General features: G+C 64.5%; 15 protein-coding genes and 1 riboswitch. Of the genes, 11 read left to right on the top strand and 4 right to left on the bottom strand.

The window, feature by feature from the left end; genetic code table 11:
- The first annotated feature begins 18 nt into the window (after positions 1–18).
- The gene (locus BMW89_RS19965) at positions 19–1,260 is read left to right on the top strand and encodes a threonine synthase (protein WP_092028705.1); all 1,242 of its coding nucleotides are present in this window, start codon (positions 19–21) and stop codon (positions 1,258–1,260) included.
- 178 nt (positions 1,261–1,438) lie between these two features.
- The gene (locus BMW89_RS19960; protein ID WP_092028704.1) at positions 1,439–2,410 is read left to right on the top strand and encodes a tripartite tricarboxylate transporter substrate binding protein BugD; all 972 of its coding nucleotides are present in this window, start codon (positions 1,439–1,441) and stop codon (positions 2,408–2,410) included.
- A 110-nt stretch (positions 2,411–2,520) separates the two neighbouring features.
- Here the strand turns inward: BMW89_RS19960 and BMW89_RS19955 are convergent, their stop codons facing one another.
- Positions 2,521–4,710, bottom strand: coding sequence for a lytic transglycosylase domain-containing protein (locus tag BMW89_RS19955; RefSeq protein WP_092028703.1), 2,190 nt, complete (start codon positions 4,708–4,710; stop codon positions 2,521–2,523).
- A 324-nt stretch (positions 4,711–5,034) separates the two neighbouring features.
- Here BMW89_RS19955 and BMW89_RS19950 point away from each other — a divergent pair, with 324 nt between their 5' ends.
- Complete coding sequence (locus tag BMW89_RS19950) at positions 5,035–6,771, top strand: adenylate/guanylate cyclase domain-containing protein (RefSeq protein WP_177196184.1); 1,737 nt, start codon at positions 5,035–5,037, stop codon at positions 6,769–6,771.
- 12 nt (positions 6,772–6,783) lie between these two features.
- Here BMW89_RS19950 and BMW89_RS19945 read toward each other — a convergent pair whose 3' ends face one another.
- Positions 6,784–9,099, bottom strand: coding sequence for a TonB-dependent receptor (locus BMW89_RS19945; protein ID WP_502686399.1), 2,316 nt, complete (start codon positions 9,097–9,099; stop codon positions 6,784–6,786).
- A 273-nt stretch (positions 9,100–9,372) separates the two neighbouring features.
- Positions 9,373–9,580, bottom strand: a riboswitch (cobalamin riboswitch).
- Positions 9,581–9,744: 164 nt separating this feature from the next.
- Here BMW89_RS19945 and BMW89_RS37980 point away from each other — a divergent pair.
- The 5 genes from BMW89_RS37980 (at position 9,745) to BMW89_RS19925 (ending at position 12,177) form a co-directional block, all read left to right on the top strand.
- Positions 9,745–9,921, top strand: coding sequence for a hypothetical protein (locus BMW89_RS37980; protein ID WP_177196183.1), 177 nt, complete (start codon positions 9,745–9,747; stop codon positions 9,919–9,921).
- A gap of 236 nt (positions 9,922–10,157) precedes the next feature.
- A complete protein-coding gene (locus BMW89_RS19940; RefSeq protein ID WP_092028701.1) occupies positions 10,158–10,370 on the top strand; it encodes a hypothetical protein in 213 nt (70 codons plus the stop codon).
- A gap of 198 nt (positions 10,371–10,568) precedes the next feature.
- Positions 10,569–11,168 carry a cytochrome b gene (locus tag BMW89_RS19935; RefSeq protein WP_092028700.1) on the top strand — a complete coding sequence of 200 codons (600 nt, stop codon included), beginning with the start codon at positions 10,569–10,571 and terminating at the stop codon, positions 11,166–11,168.
- A 42-nt stretch (positions 11,169–11,210) separates the two neighbouring features.
- Positions 11,211–11,468, top strand: a complete 258-nt coding sequence (locus tag BMW89_RS37975; protein ID WP_177196182.1) for a hypothetical protein — start codon at positions 11,211–11,213, stop codon at positions 11,466–11,468.
- A gap of 130 nt (positions 11,469–11,598) precedes the next feature.
- Positions 11,599–12,177, top strand: a complete 579-nt coding sequence (locus BMW89_RS19925) for a hypothetical protein (protein ID WP_092028699.1) — start codon at positions 11,599–11,601, stop codon at positions 12,175–12,177.
- Positions 12,178–12,196: 19 nt separating this feature from the next.
- Here the strand turns inward: BMW89_RS19925 and BMW89_RS19920 are convergent, their stop codons facing one another.
- Together BMW89_RS19920 and BMW89_RS19915 are read right to left on the bottom strand one after the other, a co-directional pair.
- Positions 12,197–12,418 carry a hypothetical protein gene (locus BMW89_RS19920; RefSeq protein WP_092028698.1) on the bottom strand — a complete coding sequence of 74 codons (222 nt, stop codon included), beginning with the start codon at positions 12,416–12,418 and terminating at the stop codon, positions 12,197–12,199.
- The gene (locus BMW89_RS19915) at positions 12,418–12,858 is read right to left on the bottom strand and encodes a hypothetical protein (RefSeq protein ID WP_143062799.1); all 441 of its coding nucleotides are present in this window, start codon (positions 12,856–12,858) and stop codon (positions 12,418–12,420) included. Before BMW89_RS19915 ends, BMW89_RS19920 begins: the two co-directional genes overlap by 1 nt.
- Before the next feature lie 85 nt (positions 12,859–12,943).
- Here BMW89_RS19915 and BMW89_RS19910 point away from each other — a divergent pair, with 85 nt between their 5' ends.
- The 3 genes from BMW89_RS19910 to BMW89_RS19900 all read left to right on the top strand — a co-directional run bounded on the left by BMW89_RS19910 (position 12,944) and on the right by BMW89_RS19900 (position 16,245).
- Entirely contained in the window at positions 12,944–13,342 is a 399-nt protein-coding gene (locus BMW89_RS19910) for a MerR family transcriptional regulator (RefSeq protein ID WP_177196181.1), read from the top strand.
- 370 nt (positions 13,343–13,712) lie between these two features.
- A complete protein-coding gene (gene ilvD, locus BMW89_RS19905) occupies positions 13,713–15,437 on the top strand; it encodes a dihydroxy-acid dehydratase (protein WP_092028695.1) in 1,725 nt (574 codons plus the stop codon).
- Positions 15,424–16,245 carry a tetratricopeptide repeat protein gene (locus BMW89_RS19900; RefSeq protein ID WP_092028694.1) on the top strand — a complete coding sequence of 274 codons (822 nt, stop codon included), beginning with the start codon at positions 15,424–15,426 and terminating at the stop codon, positions 16,243–16,245. Before ilvD ends, BMW89_RS19900 begins: the two co-directional genes overlap by 14 nt.
- Positions 16,246–16,257: the final 12 nt, after the last annotated feature.

Raw genomic sequence — 16,257 nt, 5'->3', positions numbered from 1 at the left:
CAACACGAAGGAATAATCGTGAAAGACAACGATAACCTCACCATCGAACGCCCGTCCTTCGTCACCCATCTGGAATGCGCGATGGAGGGCGATCATTATCCGGCCGACCAGATCCATAATCTGTCGAAGGCCGGCAAGCCGCTACTCGTTCGCTACGACCTCGCCGGCGTGAAGAAGGCGCTGACCAAGGACGCACTGAGCCAGCGCCCCGCCGACATGTGGCGCTACCGCGAGCTGCTGCCGGTGCGCAAATGCCAGGACATCGTCTCGCTCGGCGAGGTCACGACGCCGCTGATCCGGCTGCCGAAGCTCGGGAAGAAGCTCGGCGGCGGCGAGATCATCGTCAAGGACGAGGGGCGGCTGCCGACCGGCTCGTTCAAGGCGCGCGGCCTGGTGATGGCGGTGTCGATGGGCAAGGCGCTCGGCATCAAGCACATGGCGATGCCGACCAACGGCAATGCCGGCGCGGCGCTCGCGGCCTATGCCACGTCCTGCGGCATCAAGACCACGATCTTCTGCCCGGCCGATACGCCCGAGGTGAATGTCAGCGAGATCGAGCTGCAGGGCGCGACCGTCTACCGCGTCAACGGCTATATCGATGATTGCGGCAAGATCGTCGGCGAGGGCAAAGCAAAAGTCGGCTGGTTCGACACCTCGACGCTGAAGGAGCCGTACCGCATCGAGGGCAAGAAGACGATGGGCCTGGAGCTCGCCGAGCAGCTCGGCTGGGACGTGCCCGACGTGATCTTCTATCCGACCGGCGGCGGCACCGGCCTGATCGGCATGTGGAAGGCCTTTGACGAGCTCGAGAAGATCGGCTTCATCGGCAGCAAGCGCCCGCGCATGGTCGCGGTGCAGGCCTCCGGCTGCGCGCCGATGGTGCGCGCTTATGATGCCGGCACCGAGCATGCGACGCGCTGGGAGGACGCCCACACCATCGCGTCGGGCATCCGCGTGCCGCAGGCGATCGGCGATTTCCTCATCCTGCGCGCGGTGCGGCAGAGCAAGGGCTTTGCCATTGCGGTCGATGATGACAAGATCTCGGCGGCGCTGAACGAGGTCGCGCGCGAGGAGGGGCTGCTGCTCTGCCCCGAGGGCGCCGCGACCTACGCCGCCTACAAGGACAGCCTCGCCGACGGCCGCGTCAGCAAGACCGAACGCGTCATGCTGTTCAACTGCGCGACCGGGCTGAAGTACCCGCTGCCGAAGGTCGACCGCACGCTCGATCGCCACAAGCCGATCGACTACACGCAGTTCTAGCTTCTTCTCCCTCGCCCCGTTCTTACGGGGAGAGGGTTGGGGTGAGGGGCCTCTCTCCGCGAATGAGATATTCGTGAGACCTGTACCCCCTCACCCGAATTCGCGCTGCGCACGAATTCGACCTCTCCCCGCAAGCGGGGCGAGGTAAAGAAAAACAAGAATCGTCGAGGAGACCACCATGAAGAACGCGGTCTGGGCCGGGCTGATCGGCATTCTCGCTGTTGCAAGTGCTGCGCGCGCCGACGACTATCCCTCGCATCCCATCACAATCATTATTCCCTTCGCCGCCGGCGGCCCGTCGGATGCGATGGCGCGCGTGCTTGCAGAGCGGATGCGGACCTCGCTCGGCCAGCCGCTGGTGATCGAGAACGTCACCGGTGCGGGCGGCTCGATCGGCGTCGGCCGCGCCGTGCAGTCGCCGCCGGATGGATACACGATCTCGTTCGGCCATCTCGGCACCCATGTCGCCAACGGTGCCGTCTACAAGCTCAAATACGACCTCGTCGCCGATCTCGAGCCGGTGGTGCTCTTGCCCAGCAACCCCATGATCGTCGTCAGTAAGACCGCGGTGCCTGCGACCTCGCTGAAAGAGCTGATGGAGTGGCTGAAATCGCGGCCGTCGCCGCCGACCGCCGGGACCGCCGGCGCGGGCTCCGGCAGCCATATCGCCGGCGTCTATTTCGAGAGCGTCAGCGGCATCAAGCTGCAATATGTGCCGTATCGCGGCACGGCGCCTGCGCTCAATGATCTCATCGCCGGCCAGATCGACGTCATCGTCGACCAGACCTCCAATTCCATCAACCAGGTCCGCGCCGGCACCATCCGCGCCTACGCCGTCACCGACGACAAGCGCCTCGCCTCGGCGCCGGAGATTCCGACCGCGGAGGAGGCGGGGCTGAAAGGCTTCAACATGACGCTGTGGTCGGGCCTGTGGGTGCCCAAGGGCACGCCGAAGGAGATCGTCACCAGGCTCAATGCTGCCGCCGTGGAGGCGCTGAACGATCCCGCCGTGAAGAAGCAGCTCGAAAGCCAGGGCCTCGAGATGACGCCGAAGGATCAGCTCACCCCGGAGGCGCTCGGCGCGCGGCAAAAGGCCGAAATCGCGAAATGGTGGCCGATCATCAAGGCGGCGAACATCACGGTGGAATGAGGGGGTCTCGTAGCTGCGTAGGGTGGATTAGCGAAGCGTAATCCACCAAGTTCTTTGCCGCGCGAGAAGAGGTGGATTACGCCTCCGGCTAATCGACCCTACGAAGCTCGCTATTCCGACCCGTTAAATCCCACCGGCGTCGCGGCAGCGCGCGGGGCGGCGCTGGCATCCTTCGCCACCACGCGTTCGTCGCTCTTGCCGGCGACCGCGCCGCTGCCCTCGAACCTTGCGCGATACACCCGCACGTTCTCCATCACGCGCTGGACGTAGTTGCGCGTCTCCGAGAGCGGGATGCGCTCGACCCAGTCGACCGGATCGACCTTGGGGTCGCGGGGGTCGCCGTGCGCCTGCACCCATTCGCGAACGCGGCCGCGGCCGGCATTGTAGCCGGCGAAGGTCATGATCTGGTCGCCGCGATATTCCGACAGCAGCGCGCTGAGCTCGGCCGCGCCCATCTGCGTGTTGTAGACGGGATCGGAGACCATCTTGTCCCAATCGTAGGTTAGGCCGAAGCGCTTTGCGGTATCGCGGCCCGCTTCCGGCGTCACCTGCATCAGGCCGACCGCATTGGCGGACGACTTGTCGCGCTGGTCGAACGAGCTTTCGGTGCGCGCCACCGAATAGATCACGCTGGTCTCGATCGCGGGCGCGACCTGCTTGTGCTCGGGGATGCCGATGGTCGGGAACGCGTAATGGTCGAGCGCGAGCCCGCGCGCCAGCGCCGATTTGCCGACCTCCAGCATCACGCGCGCGTCGTTGCGCCGGCCGGCGAGCTCGCCGAGTGCTTCGAGCGCTGCGACGTCGGTGCTCTCCTTGGCGAAATCCTCGGCGTAGTAAAACACCATGTCGCGCTCGCCGACGCCGTAGAGCATCTCGGCGGCGCGCACGCGCTCATCCGATGGCGGCGCGTCGGCTGAGGCCAGCACGGGCGAGGGCGGCCGCAGCTCGATCCGGTCGAGGCCAAGCCTGGCGCGGGCGAGCTGGCCGTAATAGGCGGTCGGATAGCGCGCCGCGGTCCGATAGCTCAGCTGCGCGTCCGCAGTCGCGCCCATCGCTTCGGCGGCGCGGCCGCGCCAGTAATGCGCGCGCGACAGCGCGAGCGGATTGGGCGAGCCTTCGTCGATCGCGGCGAAATGCACCATCGCCGCCCTGGGATCGTCGAGATAGCGCAGCGCGATCCAGCCGCACATGAAATGATAGTCGACGCGGTAGACCTCCATCGCCGGGATCGCTGCGGCGCGCACCACGTCGTAGGCCGTCCTAGACTTGCCCTGGTCGAGCAGCTTTCGCGCCAGCAGGCGGCGTTCGCGCCACCACGCATCCGTGTCCTGCGCCGCCATCGTGTCGGGTGCGGCGGCCAGGATCACCTCGGCCGCGTCGTCGATGCGGTCGTTCTGGAGATGCCATTGCGCGCGGCAGAGGACATAGCCGAGGTCGCGGCGCGCTTCTGTCGAGACGTCGTCGAGATAGTCCTTGGCCTTGCTGGCCTTGCCGGTGACGGCGGAGCAGGCTTTCACGATCGCGAGCGCATCCTCGCCGAGCCGCTTGGCCGCGCGCCTTGCGCCGGCATAGTCCTTGGCGCCGAGCCGCTTGTCCATGCGGGCGCGGTGATCCTCAGCGGTGAAGAGATCGCGGAACGCCTCGTAGGACTCCTCCTCGCTGCGTTCGGACAATTCCTCCGAGCGCCAGGCGTCGCGGACGAGGCGCGTTGCCCTGTCGTTATCGCCTTCAGCCAGCAGCACGCGGGCGAGCGCGAACTTGCCCTTGGCGCTGGTCGGGCGGTCCATCGTGAATTTGTGCACAATGGCCGCGTCGCTCTTCTCCTGCCACAGCCGCGCCTCGGCGCGGCGGCGCAAAAGTGCGCTGCTCGGCCAGTCCGGATTGGCGACGACGAAGGCGGCGTAGCGCTTGAAAGGTGCCGTGCTCTCGGAATGGCGCAGCATGAACCAGTCGGCGAGCTTCTGTCCGGCAGGGTCAGCGATACGGTCGCGTGCGGCGGTCGCATCGTCGGTCTTGCCCTTGCGCGCGAGATCGATCGCGTCCTTCAGCGCGGCGAGGTCGCCGGTCAGCGGCGGCGCCGCCGGCTTGTCCGCGGGCTCGTCATCCTGCTTCTTCGACTTGCGTTTGGCCTCGGCATGCTTGCCGTGCTTGCCGGTCGCAGCATGGCGCTGCTTGCCGGCTTTGGCCTCATGCGTTTTTTTCGGCGCTGATGACTTGCTCTTCGCCGCCAGCTCCGTCGGGAGAAGCGCCAAGGCGGCCATGGCAACGACACACGCGAGCGAGCGTAGGCACTGGTTCATTGCGTGGTCCCCCTGCGAAACCAGTACAAACCAAAGTCCGCGACGACATGCGGCTCGAGAATCAAAACGACATCAAAAACGATGACACGGCATCGTTTCGGATTCCTCACGCTCCCGCAACAATGCGGCAAAATACCGATGGAACGCGGGAACTTGTGCAACGGGGGATAGAGCAGCGTTCTTAACCTTTGTTAACGAATAGGGCTCCCGCGACGGTTGCGGACGGCTCTCGGCGCCACAGATGGCCAGATTGCGCGTGTTCCCACGGCCAAATCCGGTGTATTGAGTTCCATCAAGCCTCCTTTCAGCCCTTGCCCCACACCCATGCCGCTTTTCAATCAGACGATCCGGCGCAAAATCGTCGGCATCGCCCTCGGACTGATCGTCCTGATGGTCGTCACCTCGATCCTGTCGATGGTGATGTCGAGCCAGGTCGGCGTCCTGCTGGGCGAGCTGAGCAACCGATACATCCCGGCCTATAGTCATCTGGCACGCGCCAATATCCGCTCGCTGGAGCGGGCGCTGGCGCTCCGGCAAATGGTCATGGCCAGGATGGGGGCGCCGTCCGACGAGGAGGCTTACGCGGCGCGGCTTCGCGACTTCGAGGGATTGGACCGCAAGTTCGAGGAAGAAGCCGAGACCGCTCGCAAGCTCATCAACGCGATCATCGACGATCCCAGCACTTTTTCCGACAATGCCGCGCTGGCACGGCTCGACGTCCGGATCGAAACCGCCGTCAGCGAGTTGCGGCGCGATTTGGACGAAGGCAACGCGAAACTGCTCAAGCAGGTCGACGCCAAGCAGATGGCGGAGGCCCGCGGCACGCTGGAGCAGCTCGACACGCTGCGCGCCGCGTTCAACCGGAAAGTCGATGCGATCCGCGCCGACATGCTGACGCAGGTCTTCTTCTCGACCTCTCAGGTGATCGGCCGTCAGCATCAGGCTATCGTCGTTTCGGGCGTCGTGACGTTGCTTGCGGCCGTCGTCGGCTTTGTGTTTGCGCTCATGGTGTCCGGCGGCATCACGCGCCCGGTGCGGCTGCTGCTCGCCGGCACCCGCGAGGTCGAGGCGGGCCGCTTCGACAAGACCATCACCGTGTCCACCCATGATGAAATCGGCGAACTCGCCGCGGCTTTCAACCGGATGACCGAGCAGCTCCGGCACAACGAGCGCATCCGCGAGACGTTTGGCCGCTACATCGATCCCAAAGTGGTGCAAGGCCTGATCGACCGCCCGGACGTGGCCATCGACGGCCAGCGGCGAGTCATGACCATCATGTTTTCCGACATGAGCAATTTTACCTCGATGAGCGAGGGCATGACGCCGCGCGGCCTCGTCAAGGTGATGAATCACTATTTCACCGTGATGTCCGCTCCGATCAGGACGCACCGCGGCGTCATCGACAAATATATCGGCGACGCGATCATGGCCTATTGGGGCCCGCCCTTCATCGAGGAAGACGAGCCGGCACTGCTCGCCTGCTTCGCCGCCGTCGACATGGCCGACCAGGTGCCCGCACTGCAGAAGCAATTGCCGGATCTCCTGGGCATCCGCGCCATGCCCGCGCCGTGCGATCTGCGCATCGGTATTGCTACCGGCGAGGTCCTGACCGGCAGCATCGGCTCCGAACTGATGATGAGCTTTACCGTGATGGGCGATGCCGTGAACCTCGCCTCGCGGCTGGAAGCCGTCAACAAAGTCTACGGCACCCGCATCCTGATCTCGCAGGCGACCGCAGATGCGATCGGCGCACAGCTCGAGCTGCGCGAGATCGATCGCCTCGCGGTCGCCGGCCAGAGCGCGTCGCAAGCAATCTTCGAGGTGATGAGCAAGGCACACGGGCTCAGTGTTCCCCAGGAAAGCCTGCGCACGCATTACGCCGAAGGTCTCACCGCCTATCGCGCACAGCGCTTCGACGATGCGCGCACCGCCTTCAATGCGGCGCTCGAAGCCGTCCCCGGCGACGGCCCCTCGCGCACGCTGCTTGCCCGCATCGCGCAGTTCGAGACCAATCCGCCGGACGCGGGCTGGGACGGCGCCTGGCGGCTGGAGCAAAAATAGGCTGCCGCCGCCTCACCATTTGAACGACGCGGCCATCTCATAGCTGCGCGGTGCGCCGAGGATGATCTGGTCGGTGTAACCAGGATCGCCCCAGGCCGCGTAGAGCTTGTTCGTCAGATTTTTCACGCGAAAGCTGATCCGGGTCTGGTCGACGCCGGGGAAATACGCCTTCGGGATATCGACGAACGCGAAGGCGTCGAAGATCGTGTAGGCGTTCATGGTGACCAGATTGTCCTGGAAGTTGAAGCGGTCGCCGACGTGGCGAACGAGGCCGCCGATCTCCACCGGCAGTTTGGTGTCGAAGCGATAGGACGCGCCGGCATTGGCGATAAAGTTCGGGACGTTGGGCGGCGTCTTGCCTGAATAGGACTGGAGCACGCCGCCGCCGTCGACATAGCTGAAGTCGATGAAGCGCGACTGCACGAAGGCGACGTTGCCCCAAACCTTCAGGCCGGCGACCGGGTTGACCGCGGCGGCGATCTCGACACCCTTCGACGCCATCTTGCCGGCGACGTTGAAGACGATGCCGCTCTCGGGGACGTAGACGTTCTTGCGCTCGATGTCGAAGGCCGAAAATGTCGCCTCGGCGCGTTTGTCAGCCGATTGCAGCTTCACGCCTGTTTCGTAGGTCCGCGATGTCGTCAGCAGCAGCGGCACCTGCGGCGCGAGGATGAAGATGTTGGCGACCGTTGGATCCGCCGCTGTCGCATACTGGCTGTAGAGCATGACGCCCGGGGTGATCTCCCAAGTGTATCCAACACGGCCCGTGACGGGGTTGAACGTCTTCGAGAACGGGTAGCCGCGGTCCGTGCGCAGCGCGCCGTCCGGCGAGAAGCGCGTCCGTGACAGCTCGATGTCCTCGAACCGGATGCCGCCGATTAGCGCAAAGGTCGAGGTCAGCTTGAGCCGGTCCTCGAACGACAGCGAGGTCGTGTTCAGGTGCGTATAGATCTTTTCGTCGCTGCGCGGGCCGTAGAGGCCGCGGTCCGGATTGACCAGGTCGACCGTGTCCGAGAAGAACAGCGTGTCCTGCGAGACGTTGAACTGCGAGCTGCTCGCCATGACCGTGGCGACGAAGCGGTTGTCCATGCCGCCGAGGTTGGAGTTGACGGCGAGGTCGGTGATGTTGCCGTAAAGCCGCTGGGCGTGGTCCAGCGCCAGCCGCTCGCGATAGACGTTGTTCGGCCCGGAATCGTCGAATGAGGAGATCTCGTTGTTGAACCAGTGCCGGTGCGCATCATAGCCGTAGACCTGGCTCTTCAATGAGATGTTGTTGGTGATGTCCCACTGAAAACCGCTGCGCAGCCACAGCTCGCTGGCGCCGCTATGATTGTCGAGCACGTTGTAGCTGGTGGTCAGCGTGCGCGCGTCGATCGTGACCGGGTTGAGCGTCCCGCTGTGGCCGTTGAGATAGTAGTTGGTCCACTGGCCCGAGACGATGCCGTTCGTGGGCACGATGCCGGGCGCGTTCGCGGGCACCAGCGGCGTGCCCCAGTAGAAGCGGTCCTTGTCCTGCTTGTATTCGGCCGCGCCCCAGATCTTCAGGCTGTCGTTGACGCGGTAGTTCAATTGTCCCGAGACGTTGCTGAGCTTCGAATAGGTGTCGTCGATGAAGCTCTTGTCGTTGGAATGGCTGATATCGAAGCGGTAGTCGAGTCCGCCAATCAGCGTGCTGCCGCCCGATCCGTAACCGGCGCGGTAGCCGTGGAAAGAATCGTAGGACGTGAAGGCCTCGTTGATAACAGGCCCGGTGTGCGGCGCCTTGGTGACGTAGTTGACGGCGCCGCCGGTCGCGCCCAGGCCCGCCACCAGCGAGTCCGGTCCCTTGATGATCTCGACCTGCTGCAAATTGGCGGTGTCCATTGGACGGCCGGTCATGGTGGACGGACCAATCGGGATGCCGTTGTAAAGCGTGGTGAGCTGGTCGCCGGAAAAGCCGCGCATCGAGAAGATCGCGGGCGCGCCGGGTGCATCGCCGCCGGTCACGCCGACGGCGGCCTTGGCGACATCGGTCGTCGTCCTGATGCCCAGATCCTGCATCGTCTGCTGGCCGATGACCTCGACGGTCGCCGGCGTTTCCCGCGCTGTGATGCCAAGCCGGGAGCCGACGTCGGTCACGACGGCCGTGTTGAGCGGTGTCTGCACCGGGGTATTCGACGGTCGGGGCGCGACGACGGCTGGAACGGGACGATTGCGTCCCGCGGCGCGGCGTGCCGTCGCTGGCCGCTGATTGTCGGATCTGGCGGCACGAGCCGGTCTTGGCGCGGGCGGTGAAACGATCACAGGGCCAACTTCCTGCGAGGCGCCGCGAACCGCGGTCTGCGCCATCGCCACGGAGGACAGGGATGTCGAGAGCAGCAAGGCGAGCAGGGCAGGCCTGGTGCGCCGAAATTGGCCCGCTAGTCCCTGTGAGATGCCGATACGAACACGCGAAGCTTCCGGCGCAATGCCGGACCCGAAATGAAAATTCTGCACGACAACGCTCTGCGGCGACGCAAACAAACCGTCACCGCGGTTGCCTTAGCAGACTGCCTTCGCCCCTGGCGGCAGATGCACCGGCTACTCTTCCGACACCGGGGCACCCCGCCCAATGCGTTCGCGCGTGACTCATGGCTGGCAGCAGGTTTCCTGGCTCGCGGGTCATCGCCTTCGACCACCTTCCCAGAGGCCCAAGCGGGGCTCCAGTGGTTTATTTGGTCGTCGGCTATCCGCCTACAGTTGCGGGGGCAGCCGCGGAATTGTCCGCCGGGACGGACGCACCGCATTCCCTTGGAGAGCCCTTGCGGGCACTACCGTTCACGAAATTGGCATCCGGCGGGAGGCGCGTCAATATCCTACCGGCCCGACAGAGCAACGCGCGCAACGAGTGTGTCTTTCCGACCAAAAAAGATTCTACTCCATAACGATGTTCGCCGTGACCTATTTCCCGGGCTTAGGTTACGTGTCCTTGAGGCGTTTGATGGGGACACGCCGATGACAGAACTTGAGGACAGGCTGGAACGGTTCGAGACGCTCACCGCCGAATGCGAGTTGATCACCAAGCTCGCCACCGACAGCACCAGGCGCGAATTCTATCTCAAGCTCGCCGAGCACTATTACGAGCTGGCGAACGAGACGCGGCGCGCTGTTGCGACCAAAGCTGTAGCTTAAAGGCCGCTGCTTGAGGCGTGACGTAAGCCTCGGACATGCAAACCGCTGCATGATGCGCGGAACCATCGCAGGGCCGCGCGCCTGAAAGCCGTTTTTAACGTTTGGCGCTCATCCTTGATCTGGATGCGAGGCATGCCATGTGGCGTCGTTCCTCGCGATGGGAATGCCGGGGTTCGTTGCAGCGCAACTTGCCCTTGAGAACGTCGCTTTGACGGTGGCTTTTGCAGGGCGATCCCATGCGTGTCGTTGCGGTCCTCATCCTCGCGCTCATGACGGCGGCCTGTAACCAGGAGCAGGACATCACGGGCTCCACCGCAGCCTGCCTGGCGCGGAATTACAGCGCCTACAATCCCCGCGACATGAACCAGTGCGTGGCCGCCTGCAAGTCGTGTGGCAACGGCAACACCGTGACCTGCAGCACCGCCTGCACCCTTAAGGGCGCGCACTGAGGGCGTGATCGGGCGGTTTGCCAGCATCGTTGCAAAGTTCGCAACCGCGCCATCTCCTGCGGGCATCGTCCCGGCCAACGCGACCTGATATGGGTTGGCCGGAGCGAGGGGCCATCCTGTGAAATTCGCAAGCTTTGAGATCGACAGCGCCGCGTCCTGGGGCCTGGCGGAAGGCGACACCGTCGCCGATGAAGCCTGATGCCGGTGGACGCGACGACGGCCTATCTACCGCTGCTCCGCAGGATTCACTGGGCAACCGCGGTGCTCTTCATCGCAGCCATGCTGATCGGCCTCTATTGCGGCCTCCAGCCGCCCGGCACTTCGCCGCGGCGCGAACTGCTCGAGGTTCACAAATCGCTCGGCATGACGCTGTTGTTCCTGTCGGTGCTGCGGCTGATGGTGCGCCTGGCGACGAAGGCGCCGCCCGAACCGTCGTCGTTCGGATTTCTGGTGCTGCTTGCGGCGCGGCTCAATCATGTGGCGCTCTATGCCATCCTGTTTGCGATGCCGCTCACCGGCTATGCGTTCTCCTCGGCAGGCGGCTATTCGCTGAAGTACTTTTGGATATTCAGCTGGCCGCGGCTGGTCGCCGACAATCCCGTGATTGCACATGCCGGCGAGGTCTCGCACGATATGCTGGCTTGGTTCGTCTACGCCGCCGTGGCGCTGCACATCGCGGCGACGCTCTGGCACGCTGTCGTGATGCGCGACGGCACGCTGGCGCGGATGTGGCCGCGATCGGGGAACCTCTCGAGCCAGACGACCGACCGTGTCCAGCGACCGGAACGATTCACATAGGATAATCATTGCAGTGGCGGGCAGGACGCGGAGTCCGATGGAATGGGTATGCTCGATCCCGGTCGCTTTCTGGTGTCATGCTCGCATTGCGAGGCCTGGCCGATGGCGGCCAATGTGAAGCGTTCGAGTTGGTCGGCGTCTCCGCACGAGGTTCGTTTCGTATGTCCGCGCTGCCGCCGCGAGGAGACCGCGATCGTCTCGGCCTCTGGCGAGCTAACACCGATCCGGCGCCTGGAGGTCCCGCCGCGCGACGTCAGCATGGCCTGGGCGCAGGCCCAGCGCCCGCGAGGACGGACGTAGGGCTCCGCGACCCCGATTTGGAACCGGGCCTATCCCAGTGCATTTCCGCCAAGCCCGGGTCACTCCTCGTATACAAATCATGTCGAGGCCCTTGTCTCCATGTGCTAGGATGGCGGTCGGGAGATTATCGATGACTGCCGACATGCTTTCGCCTCGTAGCGACCGTTTCCGCCTTCATCCTGTCGCGCCGCGCCTAGCGCCGATGTTCTGCTTTGCGCTGCTGACGGTGTCGTGCGCACTCGCGAGTTTTGCGCTTGCCTGTGCGACGCCGTTTGCTGCGTTCGCCGTCGTTGCGGCCGCGATGCTGCCGCTGCGCCCGGCGCTGCTCGTCGTCGCCGGCGCCTGGCTCGTGAACCAGAGCATTGGTTTTGGCGTGCTGCACTATCCCGTCGACGGCAGCACCATCGCCTGGGGTTTTGTCATTGGCGCTGCGGCACTTCTTGCGACCGCCGCAGCGTCGACCATCCTCCGCATGCTGCCGCAGGGCCGCACGCCGCTGATGCTGGCGATCGCGTTTGTCGCCGCCTACGCGGTCTATGAGCTCGCGCTGCTCGCCGCGACGCCGTTCCTTGGCGGAGAGGGCGCCTTCACTGCGGCTATCGTCACACGCATTGGGCTGACCAGCGCCGTCTGGCTCGCCGGCCTCGTCGCTGTCTGCGAGATTGTGCGGCTCGTCGATCCGTTCGGGCGCGCGATGCGGAACGCATAAGCAAGACTCCAAGGTCCGGTCATGGTGATGACCGGATTTTCGCCCACCTGCGGAAGGCGACCGCCGTCCACACCGTCTCGACAAATCCGAACGGCCACGCGCCCTGGAGAAAGCCGTAAATCCCGCTGAGCGCGCACGCCGCCGCGAAGGCCAGCACATAATGCGGCCCGCGCGGCTCGAGTGCGTAGAACAGCAGCATCGCGCTGACCGACAGCAGCCCGAAGATTGCGAGAGCGTCCATCAGCTCGCTGGCGGCTTCGGCTTCTTGACGGCGCCGACGGCGTGGAAGACGCTGGACTCCATCACCGGCCACAGCGCGGCCGTCGCGGTCAGCGCGGTCGCCGCGCACATCGCGGCAAGTACCGTGGATCGAATTTTCAAGCCCGTCGTTCGCGATCGCCACACGATCCAGCCCCAGGCGCAGAGCACCACGGCGATCGACAATTTCGTCATCAACCCGTGTGCATGGTCGAGCACGGCGATCACACTTCCCGCGCTGGCGAGCACCACAGCAGGCAATGTGAAGGGCAGCACGCAGCATACCGTGCAGGCTGCAGCGACAACCGCAGTCGCAACCGCCGTGCCCGCGGCCTTGCCGCCGCCCGGCTCGGTCTTCGCCGCGCAGCCGCAACCGGGCGACGTTTCGGAGGGGAGGTTGCAGGACGGTCCAATAACGCTCATGTGATTCTCCTCGAGCTTGTGCGTCATGGATCAGATCGCTACGGCCTCAAGCCACTTGAGGTTCAAGCGAAAAGTGAGAGCTTGCATGAGAATTGGCGTCCTCGCCAAAGCGGCCGGCGTGTCGGTCCCCACCGTCCGTTACTACGAGAGCATCGGTCTTCTCGCGCCACCGGCGCGCCAGGGCGGCCAGCGCATCTATGGCAGCCAAGCCCTCAAGGCGCTCAATCTCGTCAGACACTGCCGCGAGCTCGACTTCTCGATCGATGAGACGCGCGACATCCTCGCCTCGGTGCAGCAACGGCTGCCGTGTAACGACACGAAGAGTTTTGCTGAGAAGCACCTCGGCTCGATCAGGAGGAAGATCGCAGAGCTTCGTGCGCTGGAGACGACAGTGGCCGCGCTGGTCAGCGGCTGCGAGACGACATGCTGCGGAAGTGCAGCGCCGGACTGTGTGATCCTACAGCCGGGTCGCGGGGGCACGTAGCCCGGACGACGTGGAGAGAGGGACGACTCACTTGCGTGCGCCCGTTGTCGCGGGCCAACAAGGCGCATGGCATCCTTCGCAAAATCCTGGGTTGTGGATCGTCATCTCTACGAAGGTATCGCGGTAGCCACGCCCGTGTCTTCCCGGTAACGATTGTGCTGTCTTCGCAACACTCACAGCGGATTTAACCCTCATCACTGGTCGTTCGCATCAACGCCGCTTTTTGGCCACACCCGAACATGAATAAAATCACTCTAATGTTCTAGGGCTGTGGTTGCCCTTTGCAGGCGACGGGAAATCCCAAGGTCGATTCAAATCTTGGGTGTGATGTTCCGGGTCTGACAAGGGTTCGCCAAGGAAACTGGTCGCGATGGACGCGAAGACCAACATCAAGCAGAGGCTGCCGAGCCGTCACGTGACGGAGGGCCCCACGCGCGCGCCCCATCGGTCCTATTTCTACGCCATGGGTCTGACCACCGAGCAGATCCACCAGCCTTTCGTCGGCGTCGCCTCGTGCTGGAACGAGGCCGCTCCCTGCAACATCTCGCTGATGCGCCAGGCGCAGGCGGTGAAGAAGGGCGTCGCGTCGGCCGGCGGCACCCCCCGTGAATTCTGCACCATCACCGTCACCGACGGCATCGCCATGGGCCATGACGGCATGCGCTCCTCGCTGCCGTCGCGTGAATGCATCGCCGACTCGGTCGAGCTGACCGTCCGCGGTCATGCCTATGACGCCCTGGTCGGGCTTGCCGGCTGCGACAAGTCGCTGCCGGGCATGATGATGGCGATGGTCCGCCTCAACGTTCCCTCGATCTTCATTTACGGCGGCTCGATCCTGCCCGGCAATTTCCGCGGGCAGCAGGTCACCGTGCAGGACATGTTCGAAGCCGTCGGCAAGCACTCGGTCGGTGCCATGTCGGACGAGGATCTCGACGAAATCGAGCGCGTGGCGTGCCCCTCGGCGGGCGCGTGCGGCGCGCAGTTCACCGCCAACACCATGGCGACCGTCTCGGAAGCCATTGGCCTCGCTCTGCCTTACTCGGCCGGTGCTCCGGCACCCTATGAAATTCGCGACGCCTTCTGCACGACCGCGGGCGAGAAGGTGATGGAGCTGATTGCGTCCAACATCCGGCCGCGCGACATCGTCACGCTCAAGGCGCTTGAGAACGCCGCCGCCGTCGTCGCAGCGTCTGGTGGCTCGACCAATGCTGCACTGCACCTGCCTGCGATCGCGCATGAGTGCGGCATCAAGTTCGACCTGTTTGATGTGGCCGAAATCTTCAAAAAGACACCTTATGTCGCGGATTTGAAGCCGGGTGGCCGTTATGTCGCCAAAGACATGTTTGAAGTAGGTGGCATACCGCTTCTGATGAAGACGCTGCTCGACAACGGATTTCTCCACGGCGACTGCATTACGGTCACCGGTCGAACGATCGCCGAAAACCTCAAAAGCGTGAAATGGAATCCGCACCAGGATGTGGTGCACCCGGCAGACAAGCCGATCACCGTCACGGGCGGTGTGGTCGGTCTGAAGGGCAATTTGGCGCCAGAAGGTGCGATCGTGAAAGTCGCGGGCATGTCCAACCTCAAGTTTACCGGTCCGGCGCGATGCTTCGACCGGGAGGAAGACGCGTTCGAGGCGGTCCAGAAGCGGACCTACAAAGAAGGCGAAGTCATCGTGATCCGCTACGAGGGCCCCAAGGGCGGTCCCGGCATGCGGGAAATGCTCCAGACCACCGCGGCGCTGACCGGCCAGGGCATGGGCGGCAAGATCGCGCTCATCACCGACGGTCGCTTCTCCGGCGCCACCCGCGGCTTCTGCATCGGCCATGTCGGGCCGGAAGCCGCCATCGGCGGCCCGATCGGGCTGCTCGAGGACGGCGACATCATCGAGATCGACGCGGACAACGGGATCCTTAACGTAAAATTGAGCGACCAGGAGCTTGCCCAGCGCAAGACCAAATGGACCGCTCGCGCGACTAACCACACGACGGGCGCGCTCTGGAAATATGCTCAGCAGGTTGGACCAGCAGTCGGGGGGGCAGTGACCCATCCGGGCGGCGCGCACGAGAAACAGTGCTATGCGGACATCTAGGCGTGCAATAGTTGCGTTTGTGTTGGGGGCCAGTGCGCTGGCCGCTCCGGCGTTCGCCTTCGATGGCTCGCCGGCCAACAACAAGGACGCCACCATCCCTGTCGTGACGACCTTGCCGGGCGCTGCGGGGACCGTGCGCAGCAAGGTGCCGGCAGCGACCCAAGACACCTCGCTCAGCGCCCTGCAATATGCCGCCGAGGGCGGCCATCCCGGCGCCCAGTTCAAGCTCGGCCGCATGTATGCCAATGGCGACGGCGTCGCCCAGGACGATCTGCGCGCGTTCGACTATTTCAACCGGATCGCCAACGCGCATGCCGATGACAGCCCGTCGGCGCCTCAGGCGCAGGTCGTGGCCAACGCCTTCGTCGCGCTCGGCCGCTACTATCTGGCCGGCATTCCGAACTCGAAGATCAAGCCGGACCAGGACCGGGCGCGGGAGATGTTCTCCTACGCGGCCTCCTATTTCGGCAATGCGGATGCGCAGTACGATCTCGCGCGGCTGTACCTGAAGACGCCGGACGCCTCGCGCGAGGATTTCCGCTATGGCGCGCGCTGGCTCGGCCTTGCGGCCCAGAAGGGCCAGCATGAGGCCCAGGCGCTGCTCGGCCAGATGCTGTTCACCGGCGACCGCCTGCCGCGGCAGGCCGCGCGCGGCCTGATGTGGCTGACCCTGGCGCGTGACAGCGCCGGCAGCGACGAGACCTGGATCAAGGAAAGCTACAACCGCGCCTTCTCCAAGGCCTCCGACGACGACCGCGCCATGTGCCTGCAAATGCTGGAACAGTGGGTGCAGGGCCGCCGCGAGTAAGAAGCCCGCCGC

Origin of the sequence: Bradyrhizobium sp. OK095 (assembly GCF_900109945.1) — a bacterium.
Lineage (GTDB): Bacteria > Pseudomonadota > Alphaproteobacteria > Rhizobiales > Xanthobacteraceae > Bradyrhizobium.
The sequence above is the reverse complement of the archived record's forward strand: the minus strand, read 5'-3'. Positions and strand labels throughout refer to the sequence as shown.

What these genes read in the sequence shown, in the direction of transcription:
- BMW89_RS19960 (WP_092028704.1), top strand. Translation starts at nt 1,439, where the DNA reads ATGAAGAACGCGGTCTGGGCCGGGCTGATCGGCATTCTCGCTGTTGCA.
- BMW89_RS19955 (WP_092028703.1), bottom strand. Translation starts at nt 4,710, where the DNA reads ATGAACCAGTGCCTACGCTCGCTCGCGTGTGTCGTTGCCATGGCCGCC.
- BMW89_RS19950 (WP_177196184.1), top strand. Translation starts at nt 5,035, where the DNA reads ATGCCGCTTTTCAATCAGACGATCCGGCGCAAAATCGTCGGCATCGCC.
- BMW89_RS19945 (WP_502686399.1), bottom strand. Translation starts at nt 9,099, where the DNA reads ATGGCGCAGACCGCGGTTCGCGGCGCCTCGCAGGAAGTTGGCCCTGTG.
- BMW89_RS37980 (WP_177196183.1), top strand. Translation starts at nt 9,745, where the DNA reads ATGACAGAACTTGAGGACAGGCTGGAACGGTTCGAGACGCTCACCGCC.
- BMW89_RS19940 (WP_092028701.1), top strand. Translation starts at nt 10,158, where the DNA reads ATGCGTGTCGTTGCGGTCCTCATCCTCGCGCTCATGACGGCGGCCTGT.
- BMW89_RS19935 (WP_092028700.1), top strand. Translation starts at nt 10,569, where the DNA reads ATGCCGGTGGACGCGACGACGGCCTATCTACCGCTGCTCCGCAGGATT.
- BMW89_RS37975 (WP_177196182.1), top strand. Translation starts at nt 11,211, where the DNA reads ATGGGTATGCTCGATCCCGGTCGCTTTCTGGTGTCATGCTCGCATTGC.
- BMW89_RS19925 (WP_092028699.1), top strand. Translation starts at nt 11,599, where the DNA reads ATGACTGCCGACATGCTTTCGCCTCGTAGCGACCGTTTCCGCCTTCAT.
- BMW89_RS19920 (WP_092028698.1), bottom strand. Translation starts at nt 12,418, where the DNA reads ATGGACGCTCTCGCAATCTTCGGGCTGCTGTCGGTCAGCGCGATGCTG.
- BMW89_RS19915 (WP_143062799.1), bottom strand. Translation starts at nt 12,858, where the DNA reads ATGAGCGTTATTGGACCGTCCTGCAACCTCCCCTCCGAAACGTCGCCC.
- BMW89_RS19910 (WP_177196181.1), top strand. Translation starts at nt 12,944, where the DNA reads ATGAGAATTGGCGTCCTCGCCAAAGCGGCCGGCGTGTCGGTCCCCACC.
- ilvD (WP_092028695.1), top strand. Translation starts at nt 13,713, where the DNA reads ATGGACGCGAAGACCAACATCAAGCAGAGGCTGCCGAGCCGTCACGTG.
- BMW89_RS19900 (WP_092028694.1), top strand. Translation starts at nt 15,424, where the DNA reads ATGCGGACATCTAGGCGTGCAATAGTTGCGTTTGTGTTGGGGGCCAGT.